Consider the following 21,211-nt stretch of genomic DNA (forward strand, 5'->3'; position numbering starts at 1 on the left):
GCACGCTTTCAAACTACGATTCGATGGTTGGCAGTCGAAACCATCCGTGGGGCGACTCTAACGCCCCAACCTTTCGCTAACCTTTCATCGGGCTTTCACGGTTTTTTGGGCTTCACAGCGGCAATTGCGGCTGTAAACTCCGCGCCAAAGAATGGCGTCGGCCATCCCTGAACGAGGTAAAGATCCATGCGTGTCCTGCTCGTCGAAGACCATTTGCAGCTCGCCGAAAGTGTCGCCCAGGCGCTCAAGAGCACCGGGCTGACCGTGGATGTCCTGCACGATGGCGTGGCAGCCGACCTGGCGCTGGGCAGCGAGGAATACGCCATGGCGATCCTCGACGTCGGCTTGCCGCGCATGGATGGTTTCGAAGTGCTGGCGCGTTTGCGGGCGCGGGGCAAGAACCTGCCGGTGTTGATGCTGACCGCCCGCAGCGACGTCAAGGATAGGGTCCACGGCCTCAACCTCGGCGCCGACGACTACCTGGCCAAGCCGTTCGAATTGACCGAACTCGAAGCCCGGGTCAAAGCCTTGTTGCGCCGCAGCGTGCTGGGCGGTGAGCGCATTCAGCGTTGCGGTGTGCTGGCCTACGACCTGGAAACCCGGCGTTTCAGCCTTGGCGAAGAATTGCTGACCCTGACTTCCCGCGAACAGGCCGTGCTCGAAGCCCTGATTGCGCGCCCCGGTCGGGTGATGAGCAAGGAGCAACTGGCTTCTCAAGTATTCGGTCTCGATGAAGAGGCCAGTCCCGATGCCATCGAAATCTACGTGCACCGCCTGCGCAAGAAACTCGACGGCCAGCCGGTCGCCATCGTGACTTTCCGCGGCCTCGGTTACTTGCTGGAAAGCCGCGATGCATAAGCCCAGCAGCCTGCGCTGGCGGTTGCTGTGGAACCTGGCGCTGCTGCTGGTGGTGTTGATGCTGGCCAGTGGTTTGAGCGCTTACTGGAACGGCCGCGAAGCCGCCGACACGGCCTATGACCGGACGCTGCTGGCCTCGGCGCGAACCATCGCTGCCGGCGTCTCCCAACGCGACGGCACCCTGAGTGCCGACGTGCCCTACGTGGCCCTCGATACGTTTGCCTACGACAGTGCCGGGCGAATTTTCTACCTGGTCAACGACATCAATCAGAAGCTGATTTCCGGTTACGAAAACCTGCCGGCGCCACCGCCGGGAACGCCGCGCACCGATGACTATCCGGCGCTGGCACGTTTCTACAACGCGCAGTACCGTGGGCAGAACGTGCGTGTGGTGAGCCTGCTCAAACCCGTGAGCGAGCCGAACATGAACGGCATGGCGGAAATTCGCGTAGCGGAAACCGATGAGGCGCGGGTGAGCATGGCCCGCAGCCTGGCGGCCGACACCTTGCTGCGCCTGGGCATGCTGGCCATCGGTGCGTTGATGCTTGTGTGGTTTGCGGTGAGTGCCGCGTTGCGCCCGCTGGAGCGTTTGCGCACGGCGGTGGAAGAGCGCCAGCCGGACGATCTGCGCCCCTTGCCTCTGGTGGAAGTGCAGCGCGAATTGTGGCCGCTGGTGCGCGCACTCAATCACTTTACCGAGCGCTTGCGCGGCCAGTTCGAGAAGCAGGCGCAATTCATTGCCGATGCCGCTCACGAGTTGCGCACGCCGCTGGCGGCACTCAAGGCGCGCCTGGAGCTGGGCATGCGCTCGGCCGAACCCGATACCTGGCGCAGCACGCTGGAAACCGCCGCCCAAGGCACCGATCGCTTGACCCATCTGGCCAATCAGTTGCTTTCCCTGGCACGGGTCGAAAATGGCGCCCGGGCGATTGCCGAGGGCGGCGCGCAGTTACTCGATCTGAGTCAATTGGCCCGGGAACTGGGCATGGCCATGGCGCCGTTGGCCCACAAACGTGGTATCGCGCTGGCGCTGGAGGCGGATGAACCGGTCTGGCTGCGGGGCGAGCCGACGTTATTGAACGAGCTGCTGAGCAATCTGGTGGATAACGCACTGGCCCACACGCCGCCAGGTGGCAACGTGATTCTGCGGGTCTCGGCGCCCGCCGTGCTGGAAGTCGAAGATGATGGCCCGGGCATACCGCTTGAAGAACGCGATCGGGTATTCGAGCGCTTTTACCGACGCAATCAGCAAGTGGCCGGTTCCGGATTGGGGCTGGCAATTGTCGGTGAGATCTGCCGCGCGCATCTGGCGCAGATCAGTCTGCACGATGGTGAGCCCGCGGGGTTGAAGGTGCGGGTGAGTTTTGTTGCGGGGGATTGATGCAGCGTCTGTTCCGACGAAGGGGGCAACGCGGTCTTTGATCAGTAAAACATCGTGCGCGTTTCTTCCAGATCGGCACGCATCGCCTTGTCGTCAAAGTCGATCCCGAGTGCCTTGCAGGCCGGTACATTCAGCGCATCGGCACGGGTGTGCGGGTGATCGCTGTCCTGTAGACAATACAGGCTGGCCACCTGCACCAGATCCACATAGTCGACCTGCGCAGACTGGCGCTTGAAGTCCAGGTATAGCCGCGGCACTTGCACCAACATGTCTGGAAATTCCCAGACCTTGAGCAGTTTTTCGCCGATCAGCGGATGAATCTGGTCGATCACATGGTTGAGGCTGACCGGGTCGGACAGCAGCTCATAGTGATCTTCGGCGTAGGTCAGGATCGGCAGTACGCCGATCTGGTGCACCAGCCCACCAAGGGCCGCCTGATCGGGCTTGAGTCGGGTGTAGCGGCGGCACAAGGCGTAGCTGACGCCGGCGATTTCCAGGCTTTTGCGCCAGACATCGCGCATCTTCTGTTCCACCACGTCGGAGCGGGCATGGAATATCTGCTCCATGACCAGGCCGATCGCCAGGTTACAGCTGTAGTTGATGCCCAGGCGGGTGATCGCGGTATGCAGGTCGGTCACTTCCTGGGCTGCGCGCAACAGTGGGCTGTTGACCACTTTGATCAGGCGTGCCGACAGCGCGGTATCACGGCCGATCACTTTGCTCAGGGTGCTGACGCTGACTTCCGGGTTTTCCGCGGCCTTGCGAATTTGCAGGGCCACTTCCGGTAACGTTGGCAGAACCAGGTCATCGTTATTGATGGCCTCAACCAAATCCTGTTGGACCTTTTCCGCCAGCTCGCTCATTTAGTCTCTCTAGCTGTTGCGTCAAATACTGCCGTTATTGCTGGATTTCGCGGTCGCGGTCCAGTTCATAAGGCAGGTCGAGCAGCTGCAAGGACGGCCCTTCGAGCTCGCCCAGGTGGATGTCTCCACTTTCTGCTGCTTCGGCTTGCAACACAGCCAGGAGTTCAATGTTCTGCCCGGCGCGGGCCGCCAGCACCACTTCGCCGATGGCGCTGCCGTGAGTCGGGGAAAACAGCGGTGTACCAGGCTCAGGCAGTTCGTCGGCAGCCAGTTGCAGGCGGTACAGGCGGCGCTTGAGTTTGCCCAGGTACTGCATCCGCGCGACGATTTCCTGCCCGGTGTAGCAACCTTTCTTGAAACTCACGCCACCAACCGCTTGCAGGTTGAGCATCTGCGGGATGAACAACTCGCGGGTGCCGGGCATGACCTGCCCGATCCCTGCGCGGACCTGGCCCAGCAGCCATTGATTCAGGTCGCCTTCGCTCAGCAGCGTCGAAAGCTTGCCTTTGATCGCGCCGGCTTGACCGGCGGCGACCCACAGCTCGGCACGGTCAGGCGAGACACGGATAGCGATCAGCCCATCGCTGCGCACGACGCTGTCGGTTTCTGCCGGCAGGTCCAGGCCGAGGCTGACCAGTGCGGCGTCGCCATGGTCAACGCCGAAGCGGACCCAGGCGGCACTTTCGTCGGTCAGTTTCGACTTGGAAAACACCGCGTATTTTTTCAGGTCCGCCAGTTGCGGTTCGAGCAATTCGGTGGCCATGGCCAGGACCACGCCGTCATCCTCGAGCAGGATGCGGAAACTCGATTGCATCCGGCCTTTTTGCGTGCAGCGGGCACCGAGGCTGGCCCGGGAATCGCTCAGGTAGTTGAGGTTGCAGGTCAGTTGGCCTTGCAGGAATTTGCTGGCGTCCGCGCCGCGGACCGCGAGAACACCTTCATGAGAAAGGGTGCAGAAAAAAGCTGAATCGGCCATGGGTCATCGCAGGATAAAAAGTCTGGTGGACATCATAAGGGCCCGTCTTCGAAATGGGTAGTTAACAAAGGCTCGTCGGTGGTCGACCAAAGCCGACTGTTCGATAGGGCGCGGGCCTGTATACTTGCGGCCTATTTGAGGAGCGCTCCATGGTCGAAGATGTTGAACTGAATCGCCTCTACTGGCACAGCCGCCGCGGCATGCTTGAGCTTGACGTGTTGCTGGTGCCGTTTGTGAAAGAGGTTTATCCGCACCTCAACGAAGTGGATCGCGCCTGCTACGTCAGGCTGCTCGAATGCGAAGATCAGGACATGTTCGGCTGGTTCATGGAACGCGCCGAATCGGAAGATCCCGAGCTGCAACGCATGGTTCGCATGATCCTGGATCGTGTCCAGCCCAAGTAACGGGTTCGAATGCCGCTGGCATGCCTCACGGCAGTTGCTGGCGGCATATCTTCTGGCCCAGCTGTTCGCGTTGGGTTCCTTGTTTTTACTGTCAATTCCGGTCTGGGCCAGCGCGCTCGGCGTCGTGCTGTGCGTGGCTCACGGAGTCTGGCTGTTGCCCCGGCAAATCCTGCTGACCCACCCGCAGGCCTTTTGCGGCTTGCGGCGCGATGCCGATGGCTGGCAGCTGTGGAGTCGGGCCAGGGGGTGGCAGCCCGTGCAACTGAGGCCGGACAGCCTGGCGCTGCCAATGGTGGTGGTACTGCGTTTTCGACTGCGTGGCGAGCGCCGGGTCCGGGCCATTTGTGTGCCCCGGGATGCGCAGGCGGCGGATGTGCACCGACGCCTGCGGGTCCGGCTCAAATTCAGCCGACGTAGGTGGGCGGCACCAGAATAGTGTCCAGTGCGACCGGCAGCATGTCCGGGTAGTCGAGGGTGTAATGCAGGCCACGGCTTTCCTTGCGCTCCATGGCTGACAGAATCATCAGCTCTGCCACTTGGGCCAGGTTGCGCAGTTCGATCAAGTCTCGGCTGACCTTGTAGTTGCTGTAGAACTCGTCAATTTCATCCAGCAACAGTTGCACGCGGTGTTGCGCCCGTTGCAGGCGCTTGTTGGTGCGCACGATGCCAACGTAGTCCCACATGAATCGCCGCAGTTCATCCCAGTTGTGCGCAATGATCACGTCTTCATCGGAATCGGTGACCTGGCTCGCATCCCAGGCGGGAAGGGGGGCCGGCATCGGCACCCGGGGCAGCTGCTCGAGAATGTCCGCGGCCGCCGAGCGGGCATAGACGAAACATTCCAGCAGCGAGTTGCTGGCCATGCGGTTGGCGCCGTGCAGGCCGGTGAAACTGGTTTCGCCGATGGCATATAGCCCCGGCACATCGGTACGGCCCTGTTGATCGACCATTACGCCGCCACAGGTGTAGTGCGCCGCCGGAACCACCGGAATCGGCTGTTTGGTGATGTCGATGGAAAATTCCAGGCAGCGTTCGTACACCGTCGGGAAGTGCGTCTTGATGAAGGCTTCGGGTTTGTGGCTGATGTCCAGGTAGACGCAATCGACACCCAGGCGCTTCATTTCATGGTCGATGGCCCGGGCGACGATGTCCCGTGGTGCCAACTCGGCCCGTGGGTCGAAGCGCGGCATGAAGCGCTCGCCATTGGGCAGCTTAAGGTGCGCACCTTCGCCTCGCAGGGCTTCGGTGATCAGGAAGCTCTTGGCTTGCGGGTGATACAGGCAAGTAGGGTGGAACTGGTTGAATTCCAGGTTCGCCACCCGGCAGCCGGAACGCCAGGCCATGGCGATGCCGTCACCGCAGGCGCCGTCAGGGTTGCTGGTGTAGAGGTAAACCTTGGCCGCGCCACCGGAGGCGAGGATCACAAAACGGGCGCCGTAGGTGTCGACTTCGCCAGTGCCGCGATTGAGCACATAGGCGCCGAGGCAGCGATCACCTTCGAGTCCCAGGCGTTTCTCGGTGATCAGGTCAACCGCAACCCGTTGCTCCAACAGTTCGATGTTCGGTCGTTTCCTTGCCTGGTCGAGCAGGGTGGTGAAAATGGCCGCACCGGTGGCATCGGCGGCATGGATGATGCGCCGATGGCTGTGACCGCCCTCGCGGGTGAGGTGGAACTCGAACCCGCCATCTTCGGTACTCGACTGTTCATCGCGGGTAAAGGGCACGCCCTGGTCGATCAGCCATTGAATCGCCTCCCGGCTGTGCTCGACGGTAAAACGCACTGCGTCCTCATGGCACAGGCCGCCACCGGCATTGAGAGTGTCATCGACATGGGATTCAACGGTGTCGGTGTCATCCAGCACGGCCGCAACGCCGCCCTGGGCCCAGAAAGTCGAGCCATTGGCGAGGTTGCCCTTGCTCAGAACGGCGATGCGCAAATGACCGGGCAAGGTCAGCGCAAGGCTCAAGCCGGCAGCACCGCTGCCAATTACCAGAACATCGTGTTGAAACTGTTGGCTCATTTCAGGATTCCGCTCAAAGCGACCCGGGTCGGGGGTGGCGCAACTGGACTGTCGAGTCGATGCAGCCGCACAGCCCACTAGTATATAGAGGGGGGAGCGGCACAATACCCGAGCTGACATGGCATTGTGAAACTACCGTGACGCAAAATATCGGTCGCTTCGTCGGATGTTTTCTGCCCGTTGGGCGCGAGAATGACTGTATCGCCGATTTAACAGTCTTTTTCCCTTCACGGTTGCACAATGTCGGGTTGGCACGGCTATAAATATTTGGAACTTTTGCCAAAGGGCCAAGATCAATAGACGGTTGCCTGAAACAAGGGACAGTGTCGGCTTCAGTGCGGGATTGCAGTTCGATCCTCGCTGAAGAGTCCGATGACAAGATTATCCGCGCAGCCGGGTCAACTCGTGCTGCGCTTTTCGTGCGTGCCAAATCAGAGCCCGCAGGAAACTTGCCTGGAGGGGGAGAACTTTTGCGAAAAGACCGAGTCTATGTTTGCAAGTCTGGTGGTTTACTTCTGCAATCCTCCTCCGAGCTCATCGAGGAGTGTTCATGCTAACCCAGGAAGAGGATCAGCAACTGGTCGAACGCGTTCAGCGCGGCGACAAGCGTGCTTTCGATCTGCTAGTGCTGAAATACCAGCACAAAATTCTCGGGTTGATCGTGCGTTTCGTGCACGACACCCATGAAGCCCAGGATGTGGCACAAGAAGCCTTTATCAAGGCATACCGTGCACTTGGAAATTTTCGCGGAGACAGCGCGTTTTATACGTGGCTTTACCGCATCGCCATCAACACGGCGAAAAACTATCTGGTTTCACGCGGCCGTCGGCCGCCGGATAGCGATGTCAGTTCCGAGGATGCAGAGTTCTACGATGGCGATCATGGCCTCAAGGATCTCGAGTCGCCAGAGCGGGCCTTGCTGCGGGATGAGATCGAGGGCACCGTCCATCGAACCATTCAGCAACTGCCGGAAGATTTGCGTACGGCTTTAACTTTACGTGAGTTTGATGGTCTGAGTTACGAGGACATTGCGAGCGTCATGCAATGTCCGGTAGGCACCGTGCGCTCCCGGATCTTCCGCGCCCGGGAGGCCATCGACAAAGCCCTGCAGCCGTTGTTGCAGGAAAACTAAAGACAGCGGCGACAGCCAAGAGAGGAACGCCATGAGTCGTGAAGCCCTGCAGGAATCGCTGTCCGCAGTGATGGATAACGAAGCGGACGAATTGGAATTGCGTCGGGTATTGAATGCCTGTGACGATGTTGAAACCCGTGATACCTGGGCTCGTTATCAGATCGCTCGGGCAGTGATGCACAAGGATCTGCTGCTTCCACGCCTGGACATCGCCGCGGCTGTTTCTGCTGCCCTGGCTGACGAAGCCGTACCGGCAAAAGCCTCCCGTGGTCCATGGCGCAGCCTGGGTCGTCTGGCGGTTGCTGCTTCCGTGACCCTGGCGGTGCTCGCCGGTGTGCGTCTGTACAACCAGGATGAGATCGCCGGCGTCGAATTGGCCCAGCAATCCACCCAGCCCGGACTGGCCGTTCCTCAAGTAAAAGGCCCAGCCGTTCTGGCAGGCTACAATGAGAGTTCGGATGCTACCGGCCCAATGGCCAGCGGCGTATTGCAAGGTCAGCCAGGCTGGCACGATCAGCGTCTGCCAGGGTACTTGCGCCAACACGCACAACAGGCTGCACTGAAAGGCACTGAGAGCGCTCTGCCGTACGCTCGTGCCGCAAGCCTGGAAAACCGTTAAGGAGGATCATGCGCGCCATACCTCTACTTTCGCTTCTGCTCAGCGGCTGGTTCATCGTTCCAGCCCAAGCCGATGAAGCCCGGGACTGGTTGACCCGCCTGGGCCAGGCAGAGCAACAGCAAAGCTTTCAGGGTACTTTCGTCTACGAGCGTAACGGTAGTTTTTCTACCCATAACATCTGGCACCTCGTCCAGGATGGAAAGGTCCGCGAGCGCTTGATCCAGCTCGACGGTTCCGCTCAGGAAGTCGTTCGCATTGATGGGCAAACCCAATGCGTCAGCGGCACGCTGATAGCAGGGCTTGGTGACTCACCGAACTCCGCTGCCCGTGCACTCGATCCCCAAAAGCTCAAGAATTGGTATGACCTCGCCGTCATCGGCAAGTCGCGTGTCGCCGGGCGTGCGGCGGTGATTGTATCGCTGACACCCCGCGATCAGCACCGCTACGGTTTTGAACTGCATCTGGATAAAGAGACCGGCCTGCCTCTGAAGTCCTTGCTGCTGGACGACAAGGGACGGTTGTTGGAGCGCTTCCAGTTCACACAACTGGATACCGCTGACGCTCCTTCCGAAAAAGACCTGCAGGCCAGTAATGATTGCAAGCCGGTCAATCTTGAAAGTGACAAGGCTTCTGCCGTCAAGTCTGCCCAGGTCTGGCGTTCCGACTGGCTGCCGCCCGGCTTTGAGCTGACCAGCAGCACCGCTCGCAAGGATCCGCAGACCAAGACCCAGGTCAACAGCCTGATGTATGACGATGGCCTGACGCGCTTTTCGGTGTTCCTCGAGCCGTTGAATGGCGCAACAGTCACCGACACCCGTACTCAGTTGGGGCCGACCGTTGCGGTTTCCCGGCGCCTGGCCACGGCACAGGGCGACATGATGGTGACCGTCGTCGGCGAGATACCGGTCGGTACTGCTGAACGGATAGCGCTTTCGATGCGCACCGACGCCGCTGCAACCAAGCAGTGAGCTGAATTCGAAATGTTTCGTGAGCATTTCAATTTGCAAAAATCCCGTAAATTTCTTATAGGTCAGAGCCCCTCGGCTCTGGCCTTGTTTGTTGTTCCCGGAACAAAAATACCGGCGTATCGTTCCCGGTGTTCCTTGCTCCATATCGCTTAACCATGCTCGTCGTAACGGGAGCCGTATGTCGATACCACGCTTGAAATCCTGCCTTTCCATTATTGCCACCGTGCTGGTGCTCGGTCAGGCGGTCACCGCCCAAGCGGTCGAATTGCCTGACTTTACGCAACTGGTCGAACAGGCCTCGCCTGCAGTCGTGAACATCAGTACCACGCAAAAGCTGCCGGATCGCAAAGTCAGCCAGCAAATGCCCGATCTCGAAGGCTTGCCGCCGATGCTGCGCGAATTCTTCGAACGGGGCGTGCCGCCACAATCGCGCTCACCTCGTGACCGTCAGCGCGAGGCAACTTCCCTGGGCTCGGGTTTCATCATCTCTTCCGATGGCTATATCCTGACCAACAACCATGTGATCGCCGATGCTGACGAAATCCTCGTTCGCCTGGCCGATCGCAGCGAAATGAAAGCCAAGCTGATCGGTACCGATCCACGTTCCGACGTGGCGCTGCTGAAAATCGAAGGCAAGGATCTGCCCGTGCTCAAGCTCGGTAAATCCCAGGACCTGAAGGCTGGCCAATGGGTTGTCGCGATCGGCTCGCCGTTCGGCTTTGACCACACCGTGACCCAAGGCATCGTCAGTGCCGTAGGTCGCAGCCTGCCGAACGAAAACTATGTGCCATTCATCCAGACTGACGTGCCGATCAACCCGGGTAACTCCGGTGGCCCGCTGTTCAACCTCAACGGTGAGGTGGTGGGGATCAACTCGCAGATCTATACCCGCTCCGGTGGCTTCATGGGCGTGTCGTTTGCGATCCCGATCGACGTGGCCATGGATGTTTCCAATCAGCTGAAATCCGGTGGCAAGGTCAGCCGTGGCTGGCTGGGTGTCGTGATTCAGGAAGTGAGCAAGGACCTGGCCGAGTCGTTCGGCCTGGAGAAACCGGCCGGTGCGCTGGTTGCCCAGATCCAGGATGATGGCCCGGCTGCCAAGGGTGGCCTGCAAGTGGGCGACGTGATCCTGAGCATGAACGGTCAACCAATCGTTATGTCGGCCGACCTGCCGCACCTCGTTGGCGCATTGAAATCTGGTACCAAGGCCGATCTGGAAGTGATTCGTGACGGCAAGCGCAAGAATGTCGAGTTGACGGTCGGCGCGATTCCGGAAGAAGGCAAGGAACTGGACGCGCTGCCAAAATCCGGCATCGAGCGCAGCAGCAATCGCCTGGGTGTTTCCGTGGTCGAGTTGACTGACGAGCAGAAGAAAACCTACGACCTCAAGGGGGTGCTGATCAAGGAGGTGCAAGACGGCCCTGCCGCCCTGATCGGCTTGCAGCCCGGTGATGTGATCACCCACCTGAACAACCAGGCCATCGGTTCCACCAAGGAGTTCGCGGACATCGCCAAGGCGCTGCCAAAGAACCGTTCGGTGTCGATGCGGGTACTGCGTCAGGGTCGTGCGAGCTTCATCACCTTCAAGCTGGCTGAATAACCCGGTTGTTGGTTGAATAAAAAACCGCCTCGAAAGAGGCGGTTTTTTTTCGGAGTTTTTGTCGCCGGGGCGTCAGCCCATCATGTCCTTGATCATGCGCTCCTGTTCCATCAGCTCACGTTGCCGCGCGTCGATCCGCGAAGACAGCGGGAAGTTGCTGCCTGCCCGGCGTTTGGCGAAGTCCAGTTGCTGAATGGCCTGTTTGTAGTCGCCGACCAGCGCAAAGTATTCGGCGCGAGCCTGATGCAGGCCGATGATGTTGCCCGACAGGCCGCGCGTCTCGGCAACCTGATACCACACGTCCGGGTCATCCGGACGGGATTTGAGCAGGCCTTCGAGGGCTTTCTCCGCATCCGCAGTACGGTTTTGCTTGAGCAGCAGGTCGACGCGAATCTGGTTCAGCGGGTAGTTGCCAGCGTATTGGCCCATCAACCGGTCAACCCGGGACTGGGCATCCGCCAGGCGATTATTGGTGATATCCAGATCGACCTGAGCCAGGTTGTAGATGATTTCGTTGGGTGACTTGGCCAGCAACAGCTTGAGGTTTTCCCGTGCTTCGTTCAGTTGACCGCCCTTGATCTGGGCAATTGCCAGGCCGTAGCGCGCCACGTCGTTTTTCGGGTTTTCGTCGAGCTGGGCACGGAAGCGCTTGGCGCCGAGCCCCGGGGTTTCTTCATAGATCAACTGGACGCGCGCGCGAATCAGTTGATAGCGCATGCTGTCTTCGATGCCGCCCGCTGGAAACTGTTCGGCGCGGTTGCGGGTGTCGGCGATACGCGACTCGGTGACCGGGTGAGTCAGCAGAAATTCCGGCGGCTTGGCATCGTAGCGGTACTGACGCCCCAGGCGTTCGAACATGCTGGGCATCGAGCGGGGGTCGTAACCGGCCTTTTCCAGATTGAGGAGGCCGATACGGTCGGCTTCCTGCTCGTTCTGGCGGGAGAATCGCCGCTGTTCCTGGATGGCGGCGGCCTGTGTGCCTGCAATGGCTGCAATCCCGGCGTCACCGCCACCTGCGGCTGCCACCACGATACCCGCCAGCAATGCAGCCATCATGGGTACTTGCATGCGTTGCTGCGCTTCGACGCCCCGGGCAAAGTGGCGCTGCGACAAGTGAGCCAATTCGTGCGCCAGTACCGAAGCGTATTCGCCTTCGGTCTGGGCGTAGAGGAACAAACCACCGTTCACCCCGACGATCCCGCCGGGTGCCGCAAAGGCGTTGAGCTGCGGGCTGTTTATCAGGATGAACTCCAGGCGCCGGTCAGTGACCTGGCTGGTCTCCAACAGTCGGTAGACGCTGGATTCCACGTAATTCTTGAGTTGCGGATCGTTGAGCTGTGAAACCTGACTGCGCAACATGGCCAGCCAGGCGCGGCCGAGCTGGTACTCCTGTTGCGGTGAGACAATGGCAGAACTGGCGTCGCCGAGTGACGGCAGGTCGTCGGCGAAGCCCGGTGAGGCGAGCAGGCAAGCGAGCGTCAGCAGGGTAGGGCGCAAAAATGTCATGCACAAAGCCTTAGTCGACAAAGACCTTACTGTAGCCGGACACCGGCGTTGCGACCAGATATTCTAGGCATCTCAACCATCTGACCCGGAGTGATGCAATGACCGACGCTGTAGAGCATGACGTTGAACTGGATGCCAGTGGCCTCAATTGCCCATTGCCGTTGCTAAAGGCCAAGATGGAGCTCAACCGGCTGGCCAGTGGTGCGGTACTCAAGGTCATCGCCACCGATGCGGGTTCGCAGCGCGACTTTCGCACCTTTGCCCGATTGGCCGGTCATACCCTGCTTCGTGAAGAAGATGATGCGGGTGTTTACCGCTACTGGTTGAAAAAGGCCTGAACTCGGCTGCGTTTGCTCCTAAGGATTATTGATGTTCAAAGTGTTACGCGACTGGATTCAGCGCTATTTTTCCGATGAAGAAGCGGTGGTGCTGGCTGTCCTGCTATTTCTGGCATTCACCGTCGTGCTGACCCTGGGCGGTATGCTGGCGCCGGTGCTCGCGGGCATGGTGCTGGCGTACCTGATGCAGGGGCTGGTGGTGACCCTCGAGCGCTTGCGCGTGCCGGGCTGGGCAGCGGTGGGGCTGGTCTTTGCATTGTTCATGGGGCTGTTGCTGGTATTCATCGTGGTGGTCGTGCCATTGCTATGGCACCAACTGATCACCTTGTTCAACGAATTGCCCGGCATGCTTGCCAAATGGCAGTCGCTGTTGCTGTTGCTGCCCGAGCGCTATCCGCACCTGGTATCCGACGAGCAGGTGTTGCGGGCCATCGAAGTGGCGCGGGGTGAAATCGGCAAGTTTGGCCAGTGGGCACTGACGTTCTCGCTGTCGAGCCTGCCGTTGCTGGTGAACATCATGATCTACCTGGTGCTGGTGCCGATCCTGGTGTTTTTCTTCCTCAAGGATCGGGCCATGATCGGCCAGTGGGTGCGCGGTTACCTGCCCCGTGAGCGGGCGTTGATCACCCGGGTCGCTCATGAAATGAACCGGCAGATCGCCAATTACATTCGCGGCAAGGTCATCGAAATCTTCATTTGCGGTGGCGTGACCTACATCGCCTTTGTTGTTCTTGAACTCAACTACGCAGCGCTGCTGGCTCTGCTGGTGGGGATTTCGGTGGTGGTGCCTTATGTCGGCGCCGTGGTGGTGACCGTGCCCGTGTTTTTGATTGCGCTGTTCCAGTGGGGCTGGAGCGATCAGTTCATATACCTGATGGCGGTCTACGGGATCATTCAGACGCTGGATGGTAACGTGTTGGTGCCATTGCTGTTCTCGGAGGCGGTCAACCTGCACCCGGTGGCGATCATCTGCGCAGTGCTGTTGTTTGGCGGGTTGTGGGGCTTCTGGGGGGTGTTCTTTGCGATTCCCCTGGCGACGCTGTTCAAGGCTGTGCTGGATGCGTGGCCGCGCAAGGAGCCGGTGGTGGCACCGCTGCTTTAGATTGTAGAAAGATCGCAGCCTGCGGCAGCTCCTACAGATAAATGCGTAATCCTGTAGGAGCTGCCGCAGGCTGCGATCTTTTAAAGGTCAGGCTTTATTCAGGGCCTGAGCGGCAGCCAATACCGCATCAACATGCCCCGGCACCTTCACACCGCGCCATTCCTGACGCAGTACGCCGTTGGCGTCGATCAGGAACGTGCTGCGATCCACGCCCATGTATTCCTTGCCATAGAGCTTTTTCAGCTTGATCACGTCGAACAGCTGGCAGATGGCTTCGTCCTTGTCGCTGATCAGCTCAAAGGGGAATTCCTGCTTGCACTTGAAGTTCTCGTGGGATTTCAGGCTGTCGCGCGACACGCCGAACACTTCGGTATTGGCGGCCTTGAACGCAGCGTATTGATCACGAAAGCCCTGCCCCTCGGTCGTGCAGCCGGGCGTGCTGTCCTTGGGGTAGAAGTAGATCACCACTTGCTTGCCCTTCAGGCCGGCGAGGCTGACGGTCTGGCCGCTGGTGGCGGGGGCTTCGAAATCGGCAACCGGTTGGTCGATGGCAACGGCCATGAAAGCTTCCTTACATTGGGTTCTGTGGGCGCCAGGGTTCGATCAGGGCATCGAGGTTCAGCGCGTCGGCAAAATCCAGGAACTGATCGCGCAGCCAGCTGATTTGCACGCCGGCCGGCAAGGTCACGGTAAACGTGGCGTTGAGCATGGTGCCGCCGGTCTGCGGAGCCTGGTAGGTGTCGCAGGTCAGGTTTTCCAGTTCGACATTGTGGTCCATGAAGAACTGGCACAGCTCGTTGATGATGTCCGAGCGGTAGGCCGAGCTGACATAAGCGACGTACGGCAGGGCCTGGGGGCGGTTTTCCAGGGCCGCGCTGCGCACCACGTTGACCGTGAATGCATGCCGCTTGGCCAGTACAGGCAGGCTGCCTTCCAGGCGTGCCAAGGCATCCCAGCTACCGGAGATTTCCAGCACCAGGGCACTGCATTCGCCATGGCGGGTCAGGCGAGAGGTGACAACGGCGCAGCGGTTTTCATGGCTGGCGCGGCACAGGACGTTGGTCAGCTCCATGGGGTTGGCGCCGAGGGCACTGATAACAAGGAATTGTTCGCGAACTGTGGGGGTGGACATGCAGCATTCCTAAAGCGATGAGCGGTCGGTACGTCCAGAGGTCGTTATGCCGGGAGCGAGCCTGCGGATGCGAATTCAGAAAACCCCGGAAGGCAGGTTGCGACGTGCTCCGGCAGGGCGGGAGCGAGAGGCGGCAACGCTGGATCAGGGCTTGTGATGCCGAAAATGGAGGCTGAAACCCGACGCACGAGCTTGTCTGTACCGATCAAAGTCTGAAGGGTAGCGAAAACCGGCGCCAAGGGGAATGGCGGCAGCACAGTACTTCGCTTGTGCAAGCATCTTGGCGCCAGTACCATTACGGCTCTCTTTTTCCGGCAGGAGCGGTTTCATGATTGCGGGCAGTATGGTGGCACTGGTCACACCCATGGATGCACAGGGGCGTCTTGACTGGGACAGCCTCAGCAAACTCGTGGACTTCCACCTTGAAAACGGCACCCATGCCATTGTCGCCGTCGGTACCACCGGCGAATCGGCAACCCTTGATGTCGATGAACATATCGCCGTCATCAAGGCGGTAGTCAAGCAGGTCAATGGCCGTATTCCGGTGATCGCCGGTACCGGCGCCAATTCGACCCGCGAAGCCGTCGAATTGACCCGTAATGCCAAGGAAGCCGGCGCCGATGCCTGCCTGCTGGTAGTGCCGTACTACAACAAGCCGACCCAGGAAGGCCTGTACCTGCACTTCAAGCACATCGCCGAGTCGGTCGACATCCCGCAGATTCTCTATAACGTTCCTGGTCGCACCTCCTGTGACATGCAGGCCGAAACCGTGATCCGCCTGTCCACCGTGCCGAACATCATCGGTATCAAGGAAGCGACCGGCGACCTCAAGCGCGCCAAGGCTATCCTCGACGGCGTAAGCAAGGACTTCATCGTCCTTTCCGGCGATGATCCGACCGCCGTCGAGCTGATCCTGATGGGCGGCAAGGGCAACATCTCCGTCACCGCCAACGTCGCGCCGCGTGAAATGGCCGATCTGTGCGAGGCCGCCCTCAAGGGCGATGCCGAGACCGCACGGGCAATCAACGAAAAACTGATGCCGCTGCACAAGGACCTGTTCATCGAAGCCAACCCGATTCCGGTGAAATGGGCTTTGGTTGAAATGGGCCTGATGCACGAAGGCATTCGCCTGCCGTTGACCTGGCTGAGCACACCTTGTCACGAAACGCTGCGCACGGCCCTGCGCCAGTGCGGCGTCCTGGTTTAATTGAGGAAGTACAACGCATGAAGCGAATGGCCGGACTTTCCGCACTTGCCTTGATTATCTCCAGCACCAGTGGCTGTGGATGGGTCTGGGGCCCGGAAGGTTATTTCCGTGACCGTGGTAGCGATTACCTGGAAGCGCAACAGACTGCACCGATGCAAATACCGCAGGATATCCATGACGCCAAGCGTCTGGATCCGCTGTTGCCGATCCCGCGCAACGTGGCCGATGACACCGCCAAGGGCGAATACATCGTTCCTCGGCCACAGCCGCTGACCGCGGGTGCCGACGCCAGTGCCTACTCCCTGCAGAAGAGCGGCGGCTCCAGCTCCATCCTGGCGCAGAATCCGCCGGCTGAAATCTGGCCAGTGGCCGTTCAGTTCTTCCAGGACAACGGTTTCCGTCTGGATGAACAGCGTCCGCAAACCGGCGAATTCACCACGACCTGGCAGCATTCCGATGAACTGTCCGCGGCCGTGGCCAAGCGCCTGAGCGCGGCCGGTGTCAGCACGGACAGCGAAACTCGCGTGCGGGTGCGCATCGAGCCGGGCGTGCAGCGCAACACCAGTGAAGTCTATGTGGTCAGCGCCGAGCGTCCTGCCGGCAGCACCGCCGACGTGGCCTTCACCAACCGTTCGGTCAACACTGGCCTGGATGCGGCACTGGTCGACGACATGCTCGTGAGCATGAGTCGTATCTCCGAGAAGGGCGGTTCGGTCTCCATGCTGGCCTCTCGTGATTTCGACGCGCCTAGCCGTGTCAGCCTGAGTGAAGACGGCAGCGGCAACCCTGTGCTGAACGTCGGTACCGATCTGGATCGTGCCTGGTCAAGTGTCGGTCGTGCGCTGGAACAAGGCGAATGGCGTGTTGAAGACATTAACCGCAGCCTGGGCCTGTACTACATCAACCTGGCCGAAAAAGCCGAGAGCAAAGACGACAAGCCAGGCTTCTTCAGCGGCCTGTTCGGCAGCGCGCCGAGCAAGGAAGAGCTTGAGGCCCGCGCCGAGCGTTATCAGGTTCGCCTGAGCAAGGTTGGCGAGAACGTACAGGTCACCGTCGAGAAAAACATCAACACCGTGGCGCCGGCAGACGTGGCGCGTAAAGTGTTGAGCAAGATTCAGGACAACCTGGGCTGATCCTATGCGTTTTGCCGTTCTCGGCAGCGGTAGTCAAGGGAACGGCACGCTGATAGCCAGCGCTGATACGTACGTATTGGTCGATTGTGGTTTTTCCCTGCGGGAAACCGAAAAACGCCTGCTGCGCCTGGGTGTGAACCCTGCGCAGCTGAGCGCGATACTCGTGACCCACGAACATGCCGACCACGTGCATGGCGTGGGTTTGCTGTCTCGGCGCTACAATCTGCCTGTCTACCTCAGTCGCGGGACCTTGCGCGGGATGCGCAAACCGATTGAACCCGCAGGCTTTCTGGCCGGCGGCGAGCAGCTGCAAATCGGCGACTTGAGCATCGGTGTCATTGCCGTGGCCCACGATGCACAAGAACCGACGCAGTATGTTTTCAGTGATGGTTTACGGCGCTTCGGCCTGTTGACCGACCTGGGTTCGTATTGTGACAAGGTGCTGGACGGCTATCGGGACCTCGATGCGTTGATGATCGAGTCCAACCATTGCCGTGACATGCTGGCTCGCGGTCACTACCCGTACTTTCTCAAGCAGCGGGTGGGCGGTGAGCTGGGGCATTTGAATAACCACCAGGCGGCATTCCTGGTGTCCGAGCTGGGCTGGAAAGACCTGCAACACCTGGTCCTGGCCCATCTGAGCAGCAAGAACAACCTGCCGCAGCTGGCCCGGCAATGTTTTGTCGACACCCTCGGGTGCGACCCGGACTGGCTGCAACTGGCCGATCAAGATTCAGGGCTCGACTGGCGACACATCGCCTAGCCCATCTACTTAGCAAGCGGAGCCCATCATGGAAAAACGTGAAGAACTCTACCGCGGCAAAGCCAAGTCGGTTTACAAGACCGACGACGCTAACCGTTTGATCCTGCTGTTTCGCAACGACACCTCGGCGTTCGACGGCAAGCGCATCGAACAGCTCGACCGCAAAGGCATGGTGAACAACAAGTTCAACGCCTTCATCATGCAGAAGCTCGAAGCGGCCGGCGTACCGACCCAATTCGACAAATTGCTGGGCGACAACGAGTGCCTGGTGAAGAAGCTGGACATGATCCCGGTCGAGTGCGTCGTGCGTAACTACGCCGCCGGCAGCCTGGTCAAGCGTCTGGGTGTTGAAGAGGGCATGAAGCTCAACCCATACACCTTCGAACTGTTCCTGAAGGATGACGCCAAGGGCGATCCGTTCATCAACGAATCCCACGTCGTGGCCTTTGGCTGGGGCACCGCCGAGCAACTGGTTCGCATGAAAGAACTGTCGCTCAAGGTCAACGAAGTCCTGAGCAAGCTGTTCGACGACGCCGGTCTGCTGCTGGTCGACTTCAAGCTGGAATTCGGCGTGTTCCACGATGGTTCCATCGTGCTGGGCGACGAATTCAGCCCGGACGGCTGCCGTCTGTGGGACAAGGCCACCGGCAAGAAAATGGACAAGGACCGCTTCCGTCAGGGCCTCGGTGACGTCATCGAAGCCTACGAAGAAGTCGCCAATCGTCTGGGCGTACCGCTTTAACCGACGCAAGCATCTGATAGCACAGAAATATTTCGCTTAGGGGGTTCGCTTCCTGCGAAAGTGTTGTTATGATGCGCGCCGTTGGAGAGATGCCAGAGTGGCCGAATGGGACGGATTCGAAATCCGTTGTACCTTCACCGGTACCTAGGGTTCGAATCCCTATCTCTCCGCCATTATTGAACAAGACGAAGCCCCTGAAATGGTTAAACATTTCAGGGGCTTTTTCGTTTCTGTCATGTTGGTCGGGATGAAGTGCCCTTTATGCCGCGCCAGTCCGTTCCGGTTCTGCGCGTTCTCTGGCGTTTTCCGCGCGATACCCGTCATGCTCTCGGGATTCCTGGGTATCCATATGTCGTAGTGTTTTCTCGCCGTCGTTGTGCCTGCATGTCCAGGCGACGTGATTTGGATTCTGTGCTGTCCGATGCTTTATATAGGTGCTGGTGGTTTTCGTGGTGGCAGCCCGGGCGCTTTGGTAAGGCAGAAGAGTTTTCAGGTGGGGGGTTGACCACGTATTTAAATACTGTACTATTCGCCTCCCGCTAACGAGCAGTTTGATCTGGCTCTTGGTTTAAGTAGTTGATTTTGTTGAAAAATCAGAAACTTTTAAGGTTGCAAATTGAAAAGATGCGCTGTAAGATGCGCACCTCGGTTGAGACGAAAGATCTTAACCAGCCGCTCTTTAACAACTGAATCAAGCAATTCGTGTGGGTGCTTGTGGAGTCAGACTGCTAGTCAACAGATTATCAGCATCACAAGTTACTCCGCGAGAAATCAAAGATGTAACCAACGATTGCTGAGCCAAGTTTAGGGTTTTCTCAAAACCCAAAGATGTTTGAACTGAAGAGTTTGATCATGGCTCAGATTGAACGCTGGCGGCAGGCCTAACACATGCAAGTCGAGCGGATGACAGGAGCTTGCTCCTGAATTCAGCGGCGGACGGGTGAGTAATGCCTAGGAATCTGCCTGGTAGTGGGGGACAACGTTTCGAAAGGAACGCTAATACCGCATACGTCCTACGGGAGAAAGCAGGGGACCTTCGGGCCTTGCGCTATCAGATGAGCCTAGGTCGGATTAGCTAGTTGGTGAGGTAATGGCTCACCAAGGCGACGATCCGTAACTGGTCTGAGAGGATGATCAGTCACACTGGAACTGAGACACGGTCCAGACTCCTACGGGAGGCAGCAGTGGGGAATATTGGACAATGGGCGAAAGCCTGATCCAGCCATGCCGCGTGTGTGAAGAAGGTCTTCGGATTGTAAAGCACTTTAAGTTGGGAGGAAGGGCATTAACCTAATACGTTAGTGTTTTGACGTTACCGACAGAATAAGCACCGGCTAACTCTGTGCCAGCAGCCGCGGTAATACAGAGGGTGCAAGCGTTAATCGGAATTACTGGGCGTAAAGCGCGCGTAGGTGGTTTGTTAAGTTGGATGTGAAAGCCCCGGGCTCAACCTGGGAACTGCATTCAAAACTGACAAGCTAGAGTATGGTAGAGGGTGGTGGAATTTCCTGTGTAGCGGTGAAATGCGTAGATATAGGAAGGAACACCAGTGGCGAAGGCGACCACCTGGACTGATACTGACACTGAGGTGCGAAAGCGTGGGGAGCAAACAGGATTAGATACCCTGGTAGTCCACGCCGTAAACGATGTCAACTAGCCGTTGGGAGCCTTGAGCTCTTAGTGGCGCAGCTAACGCATTAAGTTGACCGCCTGGGGAGTACGGCCGCAAGGTTAAAACTCAAATGAATTGACGGGGGCCCGCACAAGCGGTGGAGCATGTGGTTTAATTCGAAGCAACGCGAAGAACCTTACCAGGCCTTGACATCCAATGAACTTTCCAGAGATGGATTGGTGCCTTCGGGAACATTGAGACAGGTGCTGCATGGCTGTCGTCAGCTCGTGTCGTGAGATGTTGGGTTAAGTCCCGTAACGAGCGCAACCCTTGTCCTTAGTTACCAGCACGTAATGGTGGGCACTCTAAGGAGACTGCCGGTGACAAACCGGAGGAAGGTGGGGATGACGTCAAGTCATCATGGCCCTTACGGCCTGGGCTACACACGTGCTACAATGGTCGGTACAGAGGGTTGCCAAGCCGCGAGGTGGAGCTAATCCCACAAAACCGATCGTAGTCCGGATCGCAGTCTGCAACTCGACTGCGTGAAGTCGGAATCGCTAGTAATCGCGAATCAGAATGTCGCGGTGAATACGTTCCCGGGCCTTGTACACACCGCCCGTCACACCATGGGAGTGGGTTGCACCAGAAGTAGCTAGTCTAACCTTCGGGAGGACGGTTACCACGGTGTGATTCATGACTGGGGTGAAGTCGTAACAAGGTAGCCGTAGGGGAACCTGCGGCTGGATCACCTCCTTAATCGACGACTCAGCTGCTCCATAAGTTCCCACACGAATTGCTTGATTCATTGAAGAAGACGAGAGGCCAGCCTTTAAGGTGGTCTGCTTCGTTAG

20 protein-coding genes, 1 tRNA gene and 1 rRNA gene are annotated in these 21,211 nt (G+C 58.9%); 16 read left to right on the forward strand and 6 right to left on the reverse strand.

Annotated features, from left to right (window positions below; all coding sequences use genetic code 11):
• The first annotated feature begins 186 nt into the window (after nucleotides 1-186).
• Complete coding sequence (locus tag AB4O40_RS24440; RefSeq protein WP_056720678.1) at nucleotides 187-858, forward strand: response regulator; 672 nt, start codon at nucleotides 187-189, stop codon at nucleotides 856-858.
• Nucleotides 851-2,239 carry a sensor histidine kinase gene (locus tag AB4O40_RS24445; RefSeq protein WP_056720677.1) on the forward strand — a complete coding sequence of 463 codons (1,389 nt, stop codon included), beginning with the start codon at nucleotides 851-853 and terminating at the stop codon, nucleotides 2,237-2,239. The genes AB4O40_RS24440 and AB4O40_RS24445 overlap by 8 nt, the downstream gene beginning before the upstream one ends.
• Before the next feature lie 41 nt (nucleotides 2,240-2,280).
• Here AB4O40_RS24445 and AB4O40_RS24450 read toward each other — a convergent pair whose 3' ends face one another.
• Both AB4O40_RS24450 and ygfZ read right to left on the reverse strand, forming a co-directional pair.
• Complete coding sequence (locus AB4O40_RS24450; protein WP_056720675.1) at nucleotides 2,281-3,102, reverse strand: HDOD domain-containing protein; 822 nt, start codon at nucleotides 3,100-3,102, stop codon at nucleotides 2,281-2,283.
• A gap of 34 nt (nucleotides 3,103-3,136) precedes the next feature.
• A complete protein-coding gene (gene ygfZ, locus AB4O40_RS24455; protein WP_056720673.1) occupies nucleotides 3,137-4,078 on the reverse strand; it encodes a CAF17-like 4Fe-4S cluster assembly/insertion protein YgfZ in 942 nt (313 codons plus the stop codon).
• 149 nt (nucleotides 4,079-4,227) lie between these two features.
• On the opposite strand from ygfZ, the gene AB4O40_RS24460 reads away from it, so the two are divergent.
• Together AB4O40_RS24460 and AB4O40_RS24465 are read left to right on the forward strand one after the other, a co-directional pair.
• A complete protein-coding gene (locus tag AB4O40_RS24460) occupies nucleotides 4,228-4,482 on the forward strand; it encodes an FAD assembly factor SdhE (protein WP_007898624.1) in 255 nt (84 codons plus the stop codon).
• Entirely contained in the window at nucleotides 4,466-4,918 is a 453-nt protein-coding gene (locus tag AB4O40_RS24465) for a protein YgfX (RefSeq protein WP_056720671.1), read from the forward strand. The genes AB4O40_RS24460 and AB4O40_RS24465 overlap by 17 nt, the downstream gene beginning before the upstream one ends.
• Here AB4O40_RS24465 and nadB read toward each other — a convergent pair.
• On the reverse strand, nucleotides 4,887-6,503 hold the full coding sequence (gene nadB, locus AB4O40_RS24470; protein ID WP_056720670.1) for an L-aspartate oxidase: 1,617 nt from the start codon (nucleotides 6,501-6,503) through the stop codon (nucleotides 4,887-4,889). The genes AB4O40_RS24465 and nadB overlap by 32 nt on opposite strands.
• 550 nt (nucleotides 6,504-7,053) lie before the next feature.
• Between nadB and rpoE the strand changes: the two genes are divergently transcribed.
• The 4 genes from rpoE to AB4O40_RS24490 all read left to right on the forward strand — a co-directional run bounded on the left by rpoE (nucleotide 7,054) and on the right by AB4O40_RS24490 (nucleotide 10,822).
• Nucleotides 7,054-7,635 carry an RNA polymerase sigma factor RpoE gene (rpoE, locus tag AB4O40_RS24475; RefSeq protein WP_003172477.1) on the forward strand — a complete coding sequence of 194 codons (582 nt, stop codon included), beginning with the start codon at nucleotides 7,054-7,056 and terminating at the stop codon, nucleotides 7,633-7,635.
• Nucleotides 7,636-7,666: 31 nt separating this feature from the next.
• Nucleotides 7,667-8,254 (forward strand): sigma-E factor negative regulatory protein, encoded by a 588-nt coding sequence (locus AB4O40_RS24480; protein WP_056720668.1) that lies wholly within the window; start codon nucleotides 7,667-7,669, stop codon nucleotides 8,252-8,254.
• 8 nt (nucleotides 8,255-8,262) lie between these two features.
• The gene (locus AB4O40_RS24485) at nucleotides 8,263-9,222 is read left to right on the forward strand and encodes a MucB/RseB C-terminal domain-containing protein (protein ID WP_056720666.1); all 960 of its coding nucleotides are present in this window, start codon (nucleotides 8,263-8,265) and stop codon (nucleotides 9,220-9,222) included.
• A gap of 184 nt (nucleotides 9,223-9,406) precedes the next feature.
• Nucleotides 9,407-10,822: a DegQ family serine endoprotease gene (locus AB4O40_RS24490; protein WP_460058051.1), complete on the forward strand. Its 1,416-nt coding sequence runs from the start codon at nucleotides 9,407-9,409 to the stop codon at nucleotides 10,820-10,822.
• 72 nt (nucleotides 10,823-10,894) lie between these two features.
• Here AB4O40_RS24490 and AB4O40_RS24495 read toward each other — a convergent pair whose 3' ends face one another.
• Entirely contained in the window at nucleotides 10,895-12,328 is a 1,434-nt protein-coding gene (locus tag AB4O40_RS24495; RefSeq protein WP_056720662.1) for a M48 family metalloprotease, read from the reverse strand.
• A 98-nt stretch (nucleotides 12,329-12,426) separates the two neighbouring features.
• On the opposite strand from AB4O40_RS24495, the gene AB4O40_RS24500 reads away from it, so the two are divergent.
• Nucleotides 12,427-12,666: a sulfurtransferase TusA family protein gene (locus tag AB4O40_RS24500; protein WP_007996208.1), complete on the forward strand. Its 240-nt coding sequence runs from the start codon at nucleotides 12,427-12,429 to the stop codon at nucleotides 12,664-12,666.
• 31 nt (nucleotides 12,667-12,697) lie between these two features.
• Complete coding sequence (locus AB4O40_RS24505; RefSeq protein ID WP_056720660.1) at nucleotides 12,698-13,768, forward strand: AI-2E family transporter; 1,071 nt, start codon at nucleotides 12,698-12,700, stop codon at nucleotides 13,766-13,768.
• An 87-nt stretch (nucleotides 13,769-13,855) separates the two neighbouring features.
• Here the strand turns inward: AB4O40_RS24505 and AB4O40_RS24510 are convergent, their stop codons facing one another.
• A complete protein-coding gene (locus AB4O40_RS24510) occupies nucleotides 13,856-14,329 on the reverse strand; it encodes a peroxiredoxin (RefSeq protein ID WP_056720658.1) in 474 nt (157 codons plus the stop codon).
• Nucleotides 14,330-14,339: 10 nt separating this feature from the next.
• Nucleotides 14,340-14,900 (reverse strand): glycine cleavage system transcriptional repressor, encoded by a 561-nt coding sequence (locus AB4O40_RS24515; protein ID WP_007979776.1) that lies wholly within the window; start codon nucleotides 14,898-14,900, stop codon nucleotides 14,340-14,342.
• A 328-nt stretch (nucleotides 14,901-15,228) separates the two neighbouring features.
• Here AB4O40_RS24515 and dapA point away from each other — a divergent pair, with 328 nt between their 5' ends.
• The 6 genes from dapA (at nucleotide 15,229) to AB4O40_RS24545 (ending at nucleotide 21,116) form a co-directional block, all read left to right on the forward strand.
• The gene (dapA, locus tag AB4O40_RS24520; RefSeq protein ID WP_056720657.1) at nucleotides 15,229-16,107 is read left to right on the forward strand and encodes a 4-hydroxy-tetrahydrodipicolinate synthase; all 879 of its coding nucleotides are present in this window, start codon (nucleotides 15,229-15,231) and stop codon (nucleotides 16,105-16,107) included.
• A gap of 17 nt (nucleotides 16,108-16,124) precedes the next feature.
• Complete coding sequence (gene bamC / locus AB4O40_RS24525; RefSeq protein WP_056720655.1) at nucleotides 16,125-17,240, forward strand: outer membrane protein assembly factor BamC; 1,116 nt, start codon at nucleotides 16,125-16,127, stop codon at nucleotides 17,238-17,240.
• 4 nt (nucleotides 17,241-17,244) lie between these two features.
• Nucleotides 17,245-18,003 carry an MBL fold metallo-hydrolase gene (locus AB4O40_RS24530; protein ID WP_056720652.1) on the forward strand — a complete coding sequence of 253 codons (759 nt, stop codon included), beginning with the start codon at nucleotides 17,245-17,247 and terminating at the stop codon, nucleotides 18,001-18,003.
• Nucleotides 18,004-18,031: 28 nt separating this feature from the next.
• Nucleotides 18,032-18,745 carry a phosphoribosylaminoimidazolesuccinocarboxamide synthase gene (gene purC, locus AB4O40_RS24535; protein ID WP_007944067.1) on the forward strand — a complete coding sequence of 238 codons (714 nt, stop codon included), beginning with the start codon at nucleotides 18,032-18,034 and terminating at the stop codon, nucleotides 18,743-18,745.
• An 83-nt stretch (nucleotides 18,746-18,828) separates the two neighbouring features.
• Nucleotides 18,829-18,918, forward strand: a tRNA-Ser gene (locus AB4O40_RS24540).
• A gap of 661 nt (nucleotides 18,919-19,579) precedes the next feature.
• Nucleotides 19,580-21,116 (forward strand): 16S ribosomal RNA (locus AB4O40_RS24545).
• Nucleotides 21,117-21,211: the final 95 nt, after the last annotated feature.

This window comes from Pseudomonas sp. S2_F07 (assembly GCF_054668325.1).

Excerpts from the sequence above, each read along its gene's own strand:
- AB4O40_RS24440 (WP_056720678.1), top strand. The coding sequence starts at position 187 with ATGCGTGTCCTGCTCGTCGAAGACCATTTGCAGCTCGCCGAAAGTGTC.
- AB4O40_RS24445 (WP_056720677.1), top strand. The coding sequence starts at position 851 with ATGCATAAGCCCAGCAGCCTGCGCTGGCGGTTGCTGTGGAACCTGGCG.
- AB4O40_RS24450 (WP_056720675.1), bottom strand. The coding sequence starts at position 3,102 with ATGAGCGAGCTGGCGGAAAAGGTCCAACAGGATTTGGTTGAGGCCATC.
- ygfZ (WP_056720673.1), bottom strand. The coding sequence starts at position 4,078 with ATGGCCGATTCAGCTTTTTTCTGCACCCTTTCTCATGAAGGTGTTCTC.
- AB4O40_RS24460 (WP_007898624.1), top strand. The coding sequence starts at position 4,228 with ATGGTCGAAGATGTTGAACTGAATCGCCTCTACTGGCACAGCCGCCGC.
- nadB (WP_056720670.1), bottom strand. The coding sequence starts at position 6,503 with ATGAGCCAACAGTTTCAACACGATGTTCTGGTAATTGGCAGCGGTGCT.
- rpoE (WP_003172477.1), top strand. The coding sequence starts at position 7,054 with ATGCTAACCCAGGAAGAGGATCAGCAACTGGTCGAACGCGTTCAGCGC.
- AB4O40_RS24480 (WP_056720668.1), top strand. The coding sequence starts at position 7,667 with ATGAGTCGTGAAGCCCTGCAGGAATCGCTGTCCGCAGTGATGGATAAC.
- AB4O40_RS24485 (WP_056720666.1), top strand. The coding sequence starts at position 8,263 with ATGCGCGCCATACCTCTACTTTCGCTTCTGCTCAGCGGCTGGTTCATC.
- AB4O40_RS24495 (WP_056720662.1), bottom strand. The coding sequence starts at position 12,328 with ATGACATTTTTGCGCCCTACCCTGCTGACGCTCGCTTGCCTGCTCGCC.
- AB4O40_RS24500 (WP_007996208.1), top strand. The coding sequence starts at position 12,427 with ATGACCGACGCTGTAGAGCATGACGTTGAACTGGATGCCAGTGGCCTC.
- AB4O40_RS24505 (WP_056720660.1), top strand. The coding sequence starts at position 12,698 with ATGTTCAAAGTGTTACGCGACTGGATTCAGCGCTATTTTTCCGATGAA.
- AB4O40_RS24510 (WP_056720658.1), bottom strand. The coding sequence starts at position 14,329 with ATGGCCGTTGCCATCGACCAACCGGTTGCCGATTTCGAAGCCCCCGCC.
- AB4O40_RS24515 (WP_007979776.1), bottom strand. The coding sequence starts at position 14,900 with ATGTCCACCCCCACAGTTCGCGAACAATTCCTTGTTATCAGTGCCCTC.
- dapA (WP_056720657.1), top strand. The coding sequence starts at position 15,229 with ATGATTGCGGGCAGTATGGTGGCACTGGTCACACCCATGGATGCACAG.
- bamC (WP_056720655.1), top strand. The coding sequence starts at position 16,125 with ATGAAGCGAATGGCCGGACTTTCCGCACTTGCCTTGATTATCTCCAGC.
- AB4O40_RS24530 (WP_056720652.1), top strand. The coding sequence starts at position 17,245 with ATGCGTTTTGCCGTTCTCGGCAGCGGTAGTCAAGGGAACGGCACGCTG.
- purC (WP_007944067.1), top strand. The coding sequence starts at position 18,032 with ATGGAAAAACGTGAAGAACTCTACCGCGGCAAAGCCAAGTCGGTTTAC.